Annotated in this window: 11 protein-coding genes; 2 read left to right on the top strand and 9 right to left on the bottom strand. The window is 71.6% G+C overall.

Annotation, left to right across the window (positions count from 1 at the left end):
- Nucleotides 1-3 precede the first annotated feature (3 nt).
- Nucleotides 4-5,835 (bottom strand): WD40 domain-containing protein, encoded by a 5,832-nt coding sequence (locus tag ACWCQS_RS42875; RefSeq protein ID WP_451009546.1) that lies wholly within the window; start codon nucleotides 5,833-5,835, stop codon nucleotides 4-6.
- A 101-nt stretch (nucleotides 5,836-5,936) separates the two neighbouring features.
- Between ACWCQS_RS42875 and ACWCQS_RS42880 the strand changes: the two genes are divergently transcribed.
- Nucleotides 5,937-7,220, top strand: a complete 1,284-nt coding sequence (locus ACWCQS_RS42880) for an SLC13 family permease (protein WP_451009547.1) — start codon at nucleotides 5,937-5,939, stop codon at nucleotides 7,218-7,220.
- Between the two features lie 212 nt (nucleotides 7,221-7,432).
- On the top strand, nucleotides 7,433-8,410 hold the full coding sequence (locus ACWCQS_RS42885) for a hypothetical protein (protein ID WP_451009548.1): 978 nt from the start codon (nucleotides 7,433-7,435) through the stop codon (nucleotides 8,408-8,410).
- 2 nt (nucleotides 8,411-8,412) lie between these two features.
- Here the strand turns inward: ACWCQS_RS42885 and ACWCQS_RS42890 are convergent, their stop codons facing one another.
- The 8 genes from ACWCQS_RS42890 to ACWCQS_RS42925 all read right to left on the bottom strand — a co-directional run.
- A complete protein-coding gene (locus ACWCQS_RS42890; RefSeq protein ID WP_451009549.1) occupies nucleotides 8,413-8,619 on the bottom strand; it encodes a DUF397 domain-containing protein in 207 nt (68 codons plus the stop codon).
- Nucleotides 8,579-9,430, bottom strand: a complete 852-nt coding sequence (locus tag ACWCQS_RS42895) for a helix-turn-helix domain-containing protein (RefSeq protein WP_451009550.1) — start codon at nucleotides 9,428-9,430, stop codon at nucleotides 8,579-8,581. The genes ACWCQS_RS42890 and ACWCQS_RS42895 overlap by 41 nt, the downstream gene beginning before the upstream one ends.
- Before the next feature lie 149 nt (nucleotides 9,431-9,579).
- Complete coding sequence (locus ACWCQS_RS42900; RefSeq protein WP_451009551.1) at nucleotides 9,580-10,557, bottom strand: inositol monophosphatase family protein; 978 nt, start codon at nucleotides 10,555-10,557, stop codon at nucleotides 9,580-9,582.
- Nucleotides 10,541-11,197 carry a hypothetical protein gene (locus ACWCQS_RS42905; protein ID WP_451009552.1) on the bottom strand — a complete coding sequence of 219 codons (657 nt, stop codon included), beginning with the start codon at nucleotides 11,195-11,197 and terminating at the stop codon, nucleotides 10,541-10,543. Before ACWCQS_RS42905 ends, ACWCQS_RS42900 begins: the two co-directional genes overlap by 17 nt.
- A 63-nt stretch (nucleotides 11,198-11,260) precedes the next feature.
- Entirely contained in the window at nucleotides 11,261-12,217 is a 957-nt protein-coding gene (locus ACWCQS_RS42910; protein ID WP_450980331.1) for a hypothetical protein, read from the bottom strand.
- A gap of 224 nt (nucleotides 12,218-12,441) precedes the next feature.
- Nucleotides 12,442-12,861, bottom strand: coding sequence for a hypothetical protein (locus ACWCQS_RS42915; RefSeq protein WP_451009553.1), 420 nt, complete (start codon nucleotides 12,859-12,861; stop codon nucleotides 12,442-12,444).
- Between the two features lie 117 nt (nucleotides 12,862-12,978).
- Nucleotides 12,979-13,410, bottom strand: coding sequence for a hypothetical protein (locus ACWCQS_RS42920; protein ID WP_451009554.1), 432 nt, complete (start codon nucleotides 13,408-13,410; stop codon nucleotides 12,979-12,981).
- Nucleotides 13,411-13,412: 2 nt separating this feature from the next.
- Nucleotides 13,413-15,739: polymorphic toxin-type HINT domain-containing protein (locus ACWCQS_RS42925; protein ID WP_451009555.1), on the bottom strand; the 2,327-nt coding region annotated here is incomplete at its 5' end.

Genomic DNA, 15,739 nt, shown 5'->3' on the forward strand with positions numbered 1-15,739 from the left:
CCCCTACTCCAGCGGGTCGTCCAGCGGCACCTGCCACATGCCCGGCAGATGACCGTCCAGCTCACCCGGTTCGAAGCGGCACATACCGACCGCGTGCCAGAACTCGCCGGTGACATCTCCCTCGTACTTGTAGCCACCGGACGCGGACAGCGCCGCCCAGCCGCCGGGCATGCCGACCAGGGTGACCCGCAGCGTGGCCGGGCCGTCGGCGGGCACGTTCCACAGCCGTACCGTCCCGTCCTCGCCACCACTGGCCAGCAGGGAGCCGTCGGGGCTGAAGGCCACGGCGAGGATCCGGCCGGTGTGGCCCCTCAGCCGAGCCGTCTCCCGGCCGGTGTCCGGGTGCCACAGGCGGACGGTCCGGTCGTCGCCCGCCGTCGCCAGCAAAGGCCTCGACGGATGCACCGCCGCCGTCCAGAGCTTGCCGGTGTGGCCGGTGAGACGGTGGCCGATCTCGCCGTCCCGCCAGATCACCGCCGTACCGTCCCAGGAGGCGCTGGCCAGCCAGGAGCCGTCGGGGGCGAAGGCCACGGCGTACACCCGGTCGTCGTGGCCGGCGAGTTCGGCGGTGATGCGGCGGCCGTCCATGTCCCAGATCCGCAGCTTGCGGTCGTCGCAGCCGGTGGCCAGGACCGTGCCGTCGGACCGGAAGGCGATCGCGCGGACCCGGCCGTAGTGCTCGGTGATGGTGGCGACGTGCGCCCCGGTGGCGCGGTACCACAGCCGGACCGTGTCGTCGTCGTTGGCCGTGGCGAGGAGTTCGCCGTCGGCGCTGAACGCCTCCGCCCACACATGGTCGGTCTCGACGTCCAGTTCGCGCTCGTACTCGCCGGTGGCCGCGTTCCACAGATAGAGGTCGCCGTCACTGCTCGCGGTGGCCAGCAGGGGCCCGGCCGGGCCGAACGCCGCCGACACCAGGCGGTCGCTCTGGCCGGTGAGTTCCCGCAGCCGGCGGCCGGAGGTGGCGTGCCACACCCGGACCACGCCGTCGTTGCCGCCCGCCGCCAGCATCGAGCCGTCGGCGCTGAAGGACAGCGTGCCGACGCGCCGCCCGTGGCCGCGCAGAATGCGCCGGCCCTGGCCGGTGGCCGGCTCCCACAGCCGTACGACACCGTCGTTGCCGCCGGTCACCAGCAGCGCGCCGGGGCCCTGGACGGGTGTGTCGCCGTGCGGACGGAACTTGCACACCCACACCGAGCCGCGGTGCTCGGCGGGCTGCCGGTGCAGCGGCGCCGCGACCGGGTCGGCCTCCGGGTCGACCCCCCACAGCCGGACCACCCCGGCGCTGTCCCCGGCGGCGAGCAGGCCCCCCTCGGGGTCGAACAGCACCTGGTACACGGCCCCGCGGCAGCCACCGAGCAGCCCGGCGGAGCGCCCGCCGGCCAGGTCCCACAGCCGTACCTCCCCTTCGGTGTCCCCGCTGACCAGCAGGGCGCCGCCGGGGTGGAAGTCCAGGGTGTAGACCCGGCCGGAGTGCCCGGTGAACTCGTGCCGCGGGGTGCCGGTGGCGAGGTCCCACACCCGGACCGTGCCACCGTCCCGGTCGTCGCCCTGATCGGTGGTGGCCAGCAGGGTGCCGTCCGGGCTGAACCGCGCCCGGTACACCGCGCCCCGATGGCCGGGCAGTTCGCCGGTCCGCCGCCCGCTCTCCAGGTCCCACAGGCGTACGGCCCCGGAGGCGTCCCCGGTGACCAGGGTGGTGTCACCCGGCCCGAACGCCACGGTGTAGACGGGCGCGGAGTGACCGGGCAGCCGGTGCAGCGGGGTGCCCGAGGCGGTGTCCCAGACGGTGACCACGCCGTCGGCGTCGCCGGTGGCGAGCAGGGCGCCCTCGGCGTCGAGGACGACCGGCCAGACGCCGTCGGCGTGGATCTCCAGCCGGTGCGGACAGCGGCCGGAGACCGGGTCCCACAGGCGTACGGTGCCGTCGGAGCTGCCGGTGGCCAGGACGCGGCCGCGGAACTTGACGGCGTAGACCCGGCCGGTGTGGCCCTGCAGGGTGCGCAGCGGGATGCCGGTGGCGGCCTCGCAGACCAGGACGCCGCCGTCCTCGCTGCCGACGGCGAGCAGTTCGCCGTCGGGGCTGTAGGAGATGGGTTCGGGCAGCCGGCTGGTGCGCATGTCGAAGCCGTACGGCACACCGACCGCGGAGGGCCGGAAGCCGGAGTCGACGGCCATGCCGGGCGCGATCGCCGCGGTGGCCAGCTCGGGGCTGCGGTCCAGGGGGCCGGTCGTCGCAGCGATCAGCGCCGCCCGCCGCCACCGGCCGCCCTCGACCCGGGCGCCGGTCAGGTCGGTGCCGATCAGCCGGGCCCGCCTGAGGTCGGCGCCGCGCAGGTCGGCGCCGGTCAGATCGGCGCCGTCGAGCCGGGCGCCGACCAGGCGGGCGCCGCGCAGCACGGCGCCGGAGAGGTTGGCGCCGACCAGCCGGGCGTCGGTGAGGTCGGCGCGGGTGAGGTCCACGCCGGAGAAGTCGCGGTGGGACAGGTCCTCCCCGGCCAGGGCGGCGCCGCGCAGATCGGTGTGGGCGGGCACGCGGAGCCGGCTGAGGATCTTCACGGCGTTGGCGCGGGCGGCGTCCGCCGCGGTGTCCGAGGAGGTCCCGGACAGCTCCCGCTCGGCCCACGCCTGGCAGATCCGGTGGTCGGCGAGGTCGCACAGGAACTCCACGGCGAGCTGGCTGAGCTGGCGCCGGCCGAGCAGACCGCTGTCGCCGTCGGTGATCCTGCGGGCGCACTCCCGGGCGACCAGCCACTCCACCACCGAGCCGTGGATGAACCGGAACACACCGTCGTCGCTGCGCACCAGCAGGCTGCCGGAGCCGATGGCGTGGGCGGTCTGCGGCACCGACAGCCGGGCGTCCGCGAGCCCGGTCAGGGTCTCGGCGACATCGGTCAGCTCGTCGAGCCGCAGCGAGTCCTGGCCGCTCTCCCACAGCCGCAGGGCGAGCGCGGTGACCGCGTCCCACAGCTGGTCCAGGCTGAGCCCGGGCGCCCGGCCGGGGCTGCCGCTGCCGCGCTGCGCCTCGAAGCCCAGCCAGGCGGTGAGGACCTCCTCGTACAGCCCGGCGGGGCTGAGGGCGCGCCCGGCGCCGGCGACCGCGCGCAGCCGGTCGTCGTCCAGGTCGGCGACGAAACCGAGCAACCGTGGGTTGCGGCACAGGGCGAGCAGGTCGGGGATGGCGTCCAGCAGCCGGATCCGGTGGTCGGCGGCGCGGTCGTCACCGTCGTAGCGGTTGACCAGGTAGGCGCGGATCTGCCGCGGGCTGAACTCCTGGACGGCCAGCACCCGGCGGTGCGGGAGCAGCCCGACGCGTTCGCCGAGCGCGGTGAGCACCTGGCCCTGGGAGCGGAAGTGCTGGGTGCGGCTGGACACCACGATCTTGGCGCTGTCCACGGCGGAGTCCAGCAGCACCTGCAGCCGCTCGGCGGCGCGGTCGTACGTCACCTGGTTCACGAGTTCGTCGAAGCCGTCGAAGAGCAGCACGATCCGCCCCTGCTGGAGCATGTAGCGGAAGGCCCGCAGATCGATGTTGTCGACACCGTGGGCGGCGAGGTGCGCGGCGACGAGACCCTCGAACGAATAGGCCCGGTCCAGGGCGTTCAGCTCGATCAACAGCGGGACGAGGTGCGGCAGTTCCCCGGGGATCCGGCGGGCCAGCTCGCGCAGCGCGAAGGTCTTGCCGTGCCCGAAGTCACCGAGGAGCAGCAGGAAGCGCCCCTGGTCCGAGTCGAGCAGCCGCAGCATCTCGTCGACCAGCCCGTCGCGGTCCTCGGCGTCGAGGCGCTCCACCTCCCGGTACCGCTGCGGCAGATACATGCCCGGGGGATAGCGGGGATCGGTGCGCAGCCGCTCGCTCTGCCCGGCGACATAGCCGCGCAGGTCCAGCAGCCCCTGGAACTCGGTGAAGCTGCGCACCCGCACGCCCCGCCGGCGGGCCGCGTCGCGCAGCTCCCGGGCGGGCGGCGGCCCGTCGTGCACGAGTTCGGCCTCCGCCTCGGCGTCGGCGGCGTGCACGAGGGCCACGAACCGGTCGACGTCCTGCGCGGTCGGGGTGCCGGTGTGGACCGCCACCCGCTGCTGCCGCACGAAGCCCGACTGGCTCCAGGTGACGAGTAGTTGTGGCACCGGCCCGTCCACCGGGCGGATCTGGGCGCCCTCGTGCCGGGTGCGGCAGACCTCGGCGACCCGGGCGAGCAGTATCTCGGCGGGGGTCTGTACGGCGCGCGGCTCGGGCTCGGCGGCGGGCACGGGAGTGCCGTCGCGGTCGTCGGCGGGCGCGGCCTCAGTCCCGAAGGCCCGGTCGGCCCGCCGCCACTGGACCGCCCGCCGCCGTGGCTCCCCCGGCCCCTGCCAGACGGCCAGCCCCTCGCGGCCGACCCGCACCAGCTGGTGCGCACCGGGCCTGCCGGCGCCGATCACCGGCACCTCGCCGGAGGCGGTGGCCAGGTGGGGCAGCGACGCGCCGGGCTCGGCGGGACCGTGCAGGAGCAGATGCAGCCGTGGCCCGGTCAGCCGGGTCAGCACATCGGTGTCCCGCAGCGGCCCGGCGCCGTCCAGGGCGGCCGTCCCGGCGCGGCGCACTCCGGGGGCGGTCACGCGGGCGGCACCCGGCGAGTGCCGCACCACTCCGATCCTCAGCCACCCCTCGGTCTCATGGGGCCGCAGCGCCTGCGCGAACCAGGCGGCCTGCTCGCGCCCGACCATCCCGTACTGGTCGTCGCGCCGATGGCTGTACGCCATGGAGGAGTTGAGCCCCGCGACCACGGTGTGCAGCTCCGGCACGGGAAACAGGGTCCACGGCTGATCGCTGTCGAAGACGACGTCGAGCCCCTGGTACAGCTCCTGGAACAGCCGGGCGAAGTGCCGCCACTTGGGCCAGTACGGCGGCCGGGGCGGCATCTCGTCGGCCTCGCACGTGCTGAAGTAGGCCTGGCAGGCCGCCTGGTTGACGTCCTGGCCGCCGGGGACGAGGGCCACCCGGTGCGGTTCGAGCCCGAGCAGCGCCCGCAGCCCGGTGAGAAAGGCGAGGGCCTGCTCGAACTCGCGCCGGCTGCCGGAGGCGGTGAGATCCCCGGTGACGACCAGCAGATCGGGCGAGGGCGCCCCGGAGTCCGCCAGCTCGACCAGATCGCCCCAGATGGCCGCCTGCAGCTCGGCGGGATCCTGCCCCCGGCCGAAGGCGGGCCCGGCGAGCTGGAGCACGGTGACCGCGTCCTGCTCCCGGACCGCTCCGGACACCCGCGGGTACGACGGCGGCGCGGCGGGTCTACGGCGCCCCGCCCACCCGGGCCCGCCCAGCGGCCGCCCGGGACTCGGCGCCGCCGGGGCGGCGGCCACGGGACGGCCGTTCGCACCCCCCGGGTAGCCGGGCGCCAGGCTGGGCCGGGCCCGCCCGTCGAGGGCCTGCCGGACCCGCGCGAGCAGCAGCTCCCGGGCCGCCGCCGGATCGGTGACCGGCACCAGGTCCACATACGTGATGGTGGCGAGCAGCCCCTCCACCGGGATGTCCTCGACCCGCACGGTGATCAGCCGCCGCTCCGGCGCGTCCGGGTCGGCGCGCAGGGCGGCCTGCCACTCCATCCGCCCGTACCGCGACCGCTCGTAGTTCCTGGACAGTACGGCGATGACGGCGGCGGACTCGCTCACGCCCCGGTCCATGAAGTCGACGAAGTTCGTGCCCGGCACGAAGTCCCAGGCCTGCAGGACCGTCCGGTACCCGGCCTCCTCCAGCATCCAGGCGATCCAGGACGCCCAGCGTTCGTCGGCCGGTGAGTAGCTGATGAAGAAGTCCAATGGCCCGGTGTCCCCCGGGGTGTTCTGTCGAGCCACCATGTACTGATGATGCCGTGAAAAGAGAGGCTGACACCGGTCGTTTCCAGGCGTTCGACGGCGCCCTGGTCACAGCGACGTACAAACGTGCGACCCTTCCAACCGTGCGTGCCTTATTGCTGCGTCTGCATGTCCTCGACCGCGTGGCGATCGGTCTGCTGGCGACCGGACTGCTGTGCGTGGCCACGGGACTGCTTCCGACGGGTTCCGCGTCCGGCGCGATGACCCGCATCGCCCCACTGCTGGCCTTCCTCGGCACGGTCATCGTGCTGGCCGAACTGACCAGCAGGGCCGAGGTGTTCGACGTGATCGCGGCGCGGGTGGCGCGGGCGGGGAGGGGCAGCTATCCGCTGTTGTTCCTGCTGTGCGTGCTGTTCGCGTCGGTCACGACCATCGCCCTCAACCTCGACACGACGGCCGTCCTGCTGACTCCGGTGATGCTGGCGCTCGCCTCCCGGGTGGGCATCGCGCCGGTGCCGCTGGCCATGACGACGGTATGGCTCGCCAATACGGCGAGCCTGCTCCTCCCGGTGTCCAACCTGACCAACCTGCTGGCCGCCAACCGGGTCGCGCTGTCCCCGCTGGGCCTGGCGGGTCGGATGTGGGCACCGCAACTCGCTGCGCTGGCCGTGACGATGGCTTGTTTGTGGCTGTTCTTCTGGCGGCGGGGGCGGCGTGGGGGGACTGTTGTCGACAGCTCCGGGCTGATGACGGCCGTACCGGTGTCGGGTCCGGGTGCGGCGCGTGCGGCGGACGTACACGCGGACACCGCCGACCGCTATGTGCCGCCCGCTGTGCACCGCCCCGCCGACCCGGTGCTGTTCCGCGCCTGCGCGCTCGCCTGCGCCGGCTTCTTGCTGGCCATCCTGGTGGCCGACGTGCCGCTGTGGATGGCGTCCGGGACGGCGGCGCTGGTCGCCGTGGTCGCGTTCGGGGTACGGCAGCGGTCCGCACTCAGGCTGTCGCTCGTCCCCTGGCGGCTGCTGGTGATGGTGCCGGGCATGTTCCTGGTGGTCGAGACGTTCGACGCGCATGGGCTGCACCACCTGCTCGCTTCGGCGGTCGGCACCGACGGCGGCCCGCTCGGCCTGTTCCGCGCGGCGGCGGTCGGCGGCGGCCTGTCCAACGTCCTCAACAACCTCCCGGTGTACCTGGCCGGGGAGGCGGCCGTTCCCGTAGGCAACCACGACCAGTTGCTGGCTCTGCTGATCGGCACGAACGCCGGGCCGGTGATCACACCATGGGCGTCCCTGGCCACGCTGCTCTGGTACGAGCGGTGCCATGCGTACGGGGTCCGGGTGCCGGTCCGCCGGTTGATGGGGACGGGTGCGGTACTGGCGGTGTGCGCGGTGGGGGCGGCGGTGGGGGTGCTGGCGTTGACGCGTTAGGACGCGTCGCACACAAGTGCGCCTGTTACTCGGCGGTGACGATTCCGGCACAGACCGGCACAGGACGGTCGATCAAGATGAATGTGTCGCGAGCAGTGATCAACCAGAAGGTGACCGAGGGGCATCGTGACCGGATCGCCCCGGCCCGGCACCGGACGGCACAGCCCGCGAGGGGATGAACCACCGACCGTTACACATTCCCAGGGGGAACCATGTCCTTCACCCGTCCGGCCACCCGGCGCCTCGGTCTGTTGTGCGCCGCCACGGTCGCCGCTCTCGTCCCGGTCGTGGGCGCCGTGCCCGCCGCCGTGGCCGCACCCGCCGCTTCTGTGCCGCTGCACATCTCCTACTCGAAGCCGTCTCCCGACGCACCGCTGACCCGTGGCTACTCCACCAGCACCATCGACCTGGCGGTCGCCAACACCGGGAGCACCGCCCAGAAGTACACGGGCCTGCTGGAGGTGTCCGCCGTCGGCCCGAGAGGCCTGGACGCCAAGAAGGTGGCCGTGGACGTCAGGTCACTGAACGCGCCGTCGGCGCCCGCGCGGGTCTCCACCAGCGACCACGGCACCGTCGAGGCCGAATTCAGCCCGCTCCATTCGGCGATCAGTGTTCCCGCGCACACTATCTACCACTGGCGGATCACCCTCGGTGCCACGCCCTCCTTCCCCCGCCTCGACACCGGGATACACCTGGTGACCTCCGGTGCGCAGGACACCGTCCAGGTGGCGCCGGACGAGCAGGAGGGCACCGTCACCGACACCGTCAGCGGCCTGTCCGACACCTCTCCGTCACTGGTGCCCGGCCGCCCCGTGCCCTTCTCGCTGAGCGTGACGGGAGACGCCGACAGCCGTTTCACCCACACGCTCTCCAGCACGGTGAGCCTCTACCCGCCCGTCGACCCCTACCTGCGGCCGTCGGTGCGGCTGCAGCTTCTGGACAACGGACAGTGGACGGACCTGCCCACGGCCGACGGTCCCTACAACTGGACGCTGCCCGCCGTCCCGGCCGGCCTGGCCACGGGTGAGGTCCACACCTACCAGCTGCGCTACGTCGAGGACGCAGCCTCCGAGCCGCGCGCCGGTGACTGGCAGGCGAACTTCTCGGTCTTCACCTACCAGGACAGCGCCAACCGTCCCCTGGTCGGGCGGGCCGACAGCAACATCGTCCTGGGCAGCACCGGCGACTGACGTCAGCCACGCGTCTTCACGGCACCGACGAACGCCGACCAGGCGGGTGCCGTGAAGACGACGGCGGGGCCGGTGGGGTTCTTGCTGTCACGGACGGGGACGTGGGTGGGGGCGGCGGTGTCGTTGACTTCGAGGCAGGAGCCGCCACTGCCACCGCTGTACGTCGACTTACGCCAACCCGGCAGGACGGTGTGCTTGCTGCGCTGCATGCTCGTAATCCTCCGCGACAGACCTGAGGAGGTCCAGGGATTTACGGTGCGACAAGGCGTCGCCCAGCGCAAGATCGTAAATCTCCTGGCACTCACGTACCACGGACGGGAGTTCAAGGATCCGCCCGTTGTTCACGCCCTCCGCATACGCGATGGGCGGCAGCTCCTCGAACCACATCAGCGAGATGAACCCCTCCAGCAGGGTGTGCGCGCCTGCGGAGAACGGGAGTACATGAACGTTGATGCGGCGGCAGGCTCCCAGCTCCACGATGTGACGAAGCTGCTCGCACATCACGGAGGGCCCGCCGATCACACGCCGCAAGACCGCCTCGTCGAGCAGGGCACAGAACTCGGGTGAGTGGAAGTTGTCGAAAATGCGGGCACGGTCAAGGCGAGTGGCCAGGAGCTCTTCACATTCCTCGTTGCTCTTGCGCGGGTAGCTGGAGCTGAACACTTCATACGCGTACTGCTGCGTCTGCAGGACGCCCGGCACCAAACTCGGCGCGTACTCCTTGATGACCGTGGCCTGGCCCTCGAACTCCAGCGCGCCCTTGAAGTGTTCCGCCACCTTCCTGCCATCCAGCGCCGGCAGGAACCGCTCGAAGAACCCATCCGTGCCCAGTTCCCGGTCCAGCCGCCGCGCGTCCTCCACATCCGGCCTCCGCCGCCCCGCCTCGATATGGGCGATGTGTGTGCGGGACATCGCGACACGTTGGCCCAACTCCTCCTGCGTAAGCCCCGCCGCCTCCCTCCGCCGCCTGAGTTCCTCCCCGTACCGCACCCGCGAGATGGGATTGTCCTCGATGGCCACCCTTCAACTCCCCCTCGTGCTGACCGCGTCGTCACGCTCGGTCATCTTCCGAAGGTACTCGCGCCCGCACCACTCTGTGCATGGATCGCCACGGATAGTGAAAGGCGCTGCAATGCACGACGAAGAAGACGGCTACGTCAGGGTGTTTCTCACGCTGAGGGTCTCCCGGGACGGTGGCCGGACGTGGGGGCCCAGGGTGACGTACCGGCCGCCGAAGAACGCCGCGCCGTTGGACCTGTCGGGGCGGTTTCCGCCGTGTGAGTGTCCTCGGTGCCGGGAGAGAAAGGGCTGACGAGGTCGAGGAGGTGCGGCAGGAGTTCCGGGCGCCCTGCGACGAAGGAGCGCCCGGTGTCGGGGCCGCCGTAACCACCGCCGAACTCCGCGCCGTCGAGGTGCCGTAGGGAGATGCCGGCCTCGCGGGCGAGCAGTGCGCCGGCGGGCAGGTCGATCGCCTCCGCGCGGTAGCCGACGAAGCCGTCGATGTCCCCCCGGGCGAGCATCGCCCAGGCCGCCAGGGGTGCCCAGAGCTGGAGCAGGCGCCGGGAGCGGAGTTCGAGGGTGTGCCTGAGGGAGCAGGCCAGGGGGTCGTCGCGGGAGACGGCGTGGCCCTGGGTCCAGGCCAGCAACGGACCGGCGGCGGGGAGCGGACGGCCATGCGCGGCGGCGGCGAGGCGTCCGCCCGGGCCATGGGCCCCACCGCCCCGCAGCGCGGACCACGTACGGCCGGTCATCGGGTCGTGGACGACCCCGATCACCGGTGTGTCATCGACGCACAACGCGATGCCGACGACGTACACGGCCAGCCCGATCACCACGTTGTTGCTGCCGTCGAGCGGATCGATCAGCCAGGTGCGGCCCCCGCCGTCCCCTACCAGTTCACCGGACTCCTCGGCGAGGATCCGGTCACGCGGGAAGCGGTCCCGGATCCGCCCGATCACCAGTCGCTCGGCCGCGACGTCCAAGTCCGTGACCACGTCGCCGAGTTCGCCCTTGGGCCGGGCGGCGAAGCCGTCGGGGAAGCGGGACCGCAGCAGCGCCCCGGCCTCCTCGGCGGCGCGGACGGCCGTACGGTGTTCGGCGTCGTAACCGGCCGCCGGCGAGGACCGGGGGTCAGGGTTCGGGCTCATGGATCCTCCTGAGGGCGGCCCGAGCGATCCGGGCGGTCTGCGTCGCGTCGCAGGTCCGGCGGACCATGCGGTGCCCCGGGGCGGACGGCGGGCCCAGGGAGAGGTCCACCCGGCCGGGCAGGGTCCGGCCCAGGACCAGGGTGGCGGTGGGGCGGCCGTCCGGCACCACGCTGGTGTGGAATTCACCCGCCGGGAGGGCGTAGCTCTGGCCCCGCGCACTGGTCTGGCGCACGCCGGGCCGGCAGCGCACCAGCCGCTCGGTGGGCCGTAGTTCGTCCACGCCGGAGGGGGCGCTGAGCACTTCGAAGACCCGGTGGGTGGGGTCGCCGGGGTCGTCGTCGATGTGCACCCGCCGGTTGTCGAGTTGCCCGTACAGCACGGTGCTCGTCAAGTCCCAGCTGTGGCAGTGCACTTGGGGTAAGGAGTTGTCGGGCTCCGCCTCCGGCGTGCCGAAGACGTGGACGCAGACGCCGTCGTCGCCGTCGCGCAGGATGGGCAGGCAGACGAACCCGAGTGGATGGCGTACCGCGCGCAGGGTGCGGCGGCCGGAGACGATCCGGTCGAGTTCCGATACGGCGTGTCGTGTCAGCTCGGCGGTGGCGTGCCGCCGGGCGGCCCGTTCCAGGGCCGGGTAGTCCATGGTCCTTCCCCCTCGGTCCCCCTCGGTTCCCTTGGTTCCCCGTGGCCGGAACACGGCGCTCGCTCACCTGCGGTACGGGTTCTCCGCGCGCAGCGCCTTGTCGATGATGTCGCCGACGTCACGGTCGGTGAAGCTCGGCGGAAGCGGCAGGCCGAGCCGGTCGAGCAGGCGTCTGACCTCGTCGACGGTCGGTTCGTCGGCGAGCGGGACGGCCTCGCGCAGATCGAGCTTGACGGCCTGTTCCCGGCTCTGGTGCAGCTCGGTGACGTAGTAGTCGTAGAGCGGGCGGTCGTGTTCCACGCAGAGGCTGACCCGGCTCGGGTCGTCCTGGGTGATGATCAGGCAGCTGTCCGAGAGGTCGAACCGCAACGCCGGTGCGACGGAGGACAGATGGACATCGACCTCCAGGGTGTCCAGCCGCTGCCGGTGCCAGCTCGCGGCGACGACGGTGGCGTACGCCTCCTTGCGGGTGCGCTCGACGGTCCACTCGGCGTCACCGGGGCCGGAACCGAAGGTGCTGCGGAACCGCGCGTAGGCGGCACACACCTGCTCGTCGGCGGGATTGATGATGTCGATCTTCATGCTGAGGGAGCGCCGCTGCCGCTGTGCCTCCAGCACGCACTCGGGCAGCGTGACCGCGCGCAGATAGGTGCCGGTGCCGCCCTTGAAGACCCAGCGGGTGGTGGTGCGCCGGGCCCGCTCGTGCGCGAGGGCGACCTCGGCGCCGGAGAGCGTGCGCACCATCGCCAGGTCCTCGATGGCCCGGCTCGTCCCGGCGGTCGCGGCGCGGATGTCGGCCATCCGGCGGCGGCGCTCGGTGAGCGAGCCGTACACCAGCGCCGCGAGCACCAGCAGGGTGGCGCCCGAGACGATGTTGGTGTCCATGTTCTGGTTGAGGACGTCCATCAGCCCGACGACGAGGGCGACGGCGATGGCGACGATCCCGTCCAGGTTCCGGACCGCCCAGGCGATCGCATCCTCCAGCCGGCGCCCGGCTCCCTGCGGTGTACTGCTCGTCACGACCACCCTCCCCCGACGGTGGCTTCCATCGTAGGAGCACGGGGACATCCTCAACCATGCGTCAATCAGCCGTCGCCTTCTCGGCCATGGGATCGGCGCTCGGCCGATCGCCGGCTGTCGTCATCGCCGGGCGTCGGCGAGGAGCGCGAGAACCTTGGGCCGGCCCTGCTCTCTCGCCGCGGCGTCGGCGGGGTGGCTGCCGCCGAGGGGGCCGGGTCCGCCTCTCAGGACAGGTCGTCACGCCCCAGCCAGACCGGCTTGACCGGCACTCCGTCCGGATAGCGCTCGATCTGGTCGACTTGGCCGGCCTGCTCCTGCGGCGCCGCGTCGGGCTCGCTGGGCGCGTCCACCGGTTCCGGGACGGCGGGCGCGGCGGAGTCCTCCAGCAGCTCCGCCACCGTGAACCGCGTGGCGAAGGACTGCCACGCCCCGTCGACGACGAGCAGAAACCCGTCCTCGACCCGAAGGAGCCTACGGCGCCTGGGACTTCTGGGGTGCTCCGGCGAGTAGCTCCGAGCCCGCCGCTCCAACTCCGCGAGCGCTTCGGCACGCGACCCGCGGACATGCGCGATCACGTCGGCCTCGATGTGCTTACGGTCACCGGCGCTCCTGGTCGTCTCGACGACCAGCCCCCATATCGTCATGTTCTCCGCCCCGTTCAAGTGTGGCCAGGATTTTCGAAGCACTTCCGTCGACATGAACCGGATCACAGGAGGGCGGCTCGTCCCATGAGTTGACGAGCCGCCCTGATGTATACCCTGCTAATCCGGCGGACACTGCCTCCGAGCTTGTTCACGCAGCTCGCTGGGCAGCGTCTCGGACTCCGCCGCGGATTTCAGCATGCCGGAGACCAACCGTGAATCGAAGCCGGGCATGTGGGCCATTTGAGTGAGCCACTGAACAGCCAGCGCCATCCAATATGGGCGCCCTCGATTCCAGGCGGATTCCACCGTCAGCTCCACCAGCTTCTCCGGGGTGGAGATCCCGTGTCCTCCAAGGAGATGCCAGGAGCCTTTGAAGTCATCGAGGCACTCGGTGAGATTCCGCTCGAGGAAAGGCCACATGGCTACGTAGCCCGACCCCTCCAGCGTCGCTCTGCCCTCGTCCACCTTGCCGACTCCGAGCATTCCGTTCGGCATGACACCCAGCCACGAGTCGTAACTGCTCCTCAGGACCGGCGTCCACTCTCCCATGTCTAGCCCCATGATTCGTACTCGGCCTGGACTCCGTAGCTTTCCATGAGCTTCTTGAACTGGTCCCACGCGGCAGGCGTCCAGTTGTGTCCGAAATGGCCGCTCTCCTGCGTGAAGACGAGTTGCCCTTCCGCATTCCGATACAGCGTGCCGCCCGCTACGGTTTTCGGATCGGCTCCCATTTTGGCCACCAACTGCTCATGGGGGCTGAGTCCTCCGGGAATCGGGTCTCTGTCTCCTGCGAGGAATTTTCCAGTGGTGGGATCGAATACGTATTCGGTCTCCGGCTTCGGCGAGGTGAAGGAGGTCAAAGAATCAGCGGAGCTGGTTCCAGGTCCGAGTTCGACGTCACCGCAGGTGCTGTTGTGTACCAGCACGGGGGTTCTCCCGGCGAGTACATAGTACGTGTGGAGGTCGTCGACGGTCAGGTTGTAGGTGCGGGTGTGCTGGTCGAAGGCGCGGTTGGCCTGGACGCGGACAGTGGTGCCACCGGTGCTGAGGAGGGTGGTGCCGGGTTTGAGGTCGTGGGCCTTGATCCACTGGTGTGCTGAGGGGCTCCAGAAGGGGTGTTCGTAGGTGGCGGTGAGTTTCCGGGGGCCGTCGGGGGTGGCGAGGGTGAGTTCGTCGAAGTGCTTGTCGCCGTCGGTGATGATGAGACGGCTGACCTTGCGTGGTGCGGTGCGGCCGGTGGACGGGTCGGTGGCCAGGACGGTGTCACCGGGCTGAATCGTCTCGATGCTCTTGGTGCGGGCATTGGCCATGAGGACTTGGGTGCCTGCCAGGAAGCACTGCGCACACTTCACGTAACGGAGGCGGCGCAGGTCCTGAAGCGCTTCCAGCCCTCGTTCGAGGAGCTTGAACTTGGACCTGAGAGTGACGTCTTCCGCGAGTTGGGTGCAGGCGATGACGTCGCCGCCCTTGCAGTCCTCCAGTTGTCCGAGGCCGAGGAGGTCCTTCTCCACGGTCCACAGCTCTTCGGCGGCGACCTCGGCACCGGGGCCCATGGAGGCGAGGTCGCACAGCACCTCGTTGTGCTGGCAGTAGCGCGCCGGGTGTTCCACGGGGTCGCAGCCGAGCATGCCGCACCGGTAGCGTGCTTCGGCCTGGGCCCCGGTGTCCTTCTCGGCGGCCTTGCGTGCGGCTTCCTCCTTCTGCACGGCCGCCTGGAAGGCGTCCTTGAAGGCCTGGTCGGCGGCCTTGGAGTCCTTGCCGGCCGCGATTTCGGAGGCGCGGGCCTGCGCTGCGGCGGTGTAGGCGGCGCTGGCTGATGCCTGGGCCCACTGCGCGGAGCCGGCGGCGTCGACGGCGGAGGTGGCCGCGTCGCTCGCGGCCTGGTTCGCGGAGGCGGCGGCCTTGGCGGCGGTGTGGGCGGAGGCGGCTGCCTGGTCGGCGGAGGCCTGGGCGTCCTTGGCGGACTGGGCGGCCTGGTCGGCGTAGCCCTTGGCCTGCTTGGCGGAGGCGTCAGCCTTCTTGGCCCAGTCGGCCGCCTGGTCCTTGGCGCTGGCCGCGGTGGCGGCGGCCTTGTGGGCGTCGGCGGCGTTCTGCTGGGCGGTGGCCGCGACACCGGCGGCGTCCGCGATCAGCTGGGCGATCTGCGCGGTGTGGGTGGCGCCGAGGAAGTCCTGGCGCTGCGCCTTGTACTGGCCGACCTGGATGAACTGGTCCAGCAGATCATCGGGGCCTTCCAGGGCGATCCGGGCGGCGGACTTGACCTGCGGGCCGCCGCTGTCGATCAGCTGGGCGGCGCGGACGCGTTCGTCCTGGGTGCGGGCCTGGTACTGGCCGGTGGTGAGGAACTGCCGGAATTTCTGCGGGTCGCCCGAGTCCAGTGCGGCCCGGCCGGTCTGCTGCACCACCGGTCCGCCGGCGCTGATGATCTGGGCGATGTTCACCCGGAAGTCCTGCGCACCGGCCTCGTACTGCCCGCTGGCCAGGAACGCCGAGACCTGCTCGTCGCTGCCCTTGAGTGCGTCCTCGGCCGCGGCGCGGACCGAGGCCAGGGAGCTTTCCTGGGCCAGGGTCTGCACGCGGTAGCGGTCGTCCTGGTGGACGGCCTCGGTGCGGCGGGTGGTGAGGTAGTCGACGACATCGGCGTCGGTGCCGGTCAGGGCCTGCTCGGCGGCGCCCCTGCTCCAGGGACCCGCGGTCTGCATCGTCGCCAGGGCGACCTTGCGGCCGGCCGGAGCGAGGGTCTTGGGGTCGGCTCCGGGCTGGGCGGCCTGCACGGCCAGGGACTTGGCCTGGTCGTCGGTGTCCTTGACCTGCTGGGCGGCAGCGGCGTCCGCGGCCGCTCGTTGGTCCTGCTGGGCCTTGAGATCCTTGGCCTTGG

The organism is Streptomyces sp. NPDC002076 (genome assembly GCF_053593835.1).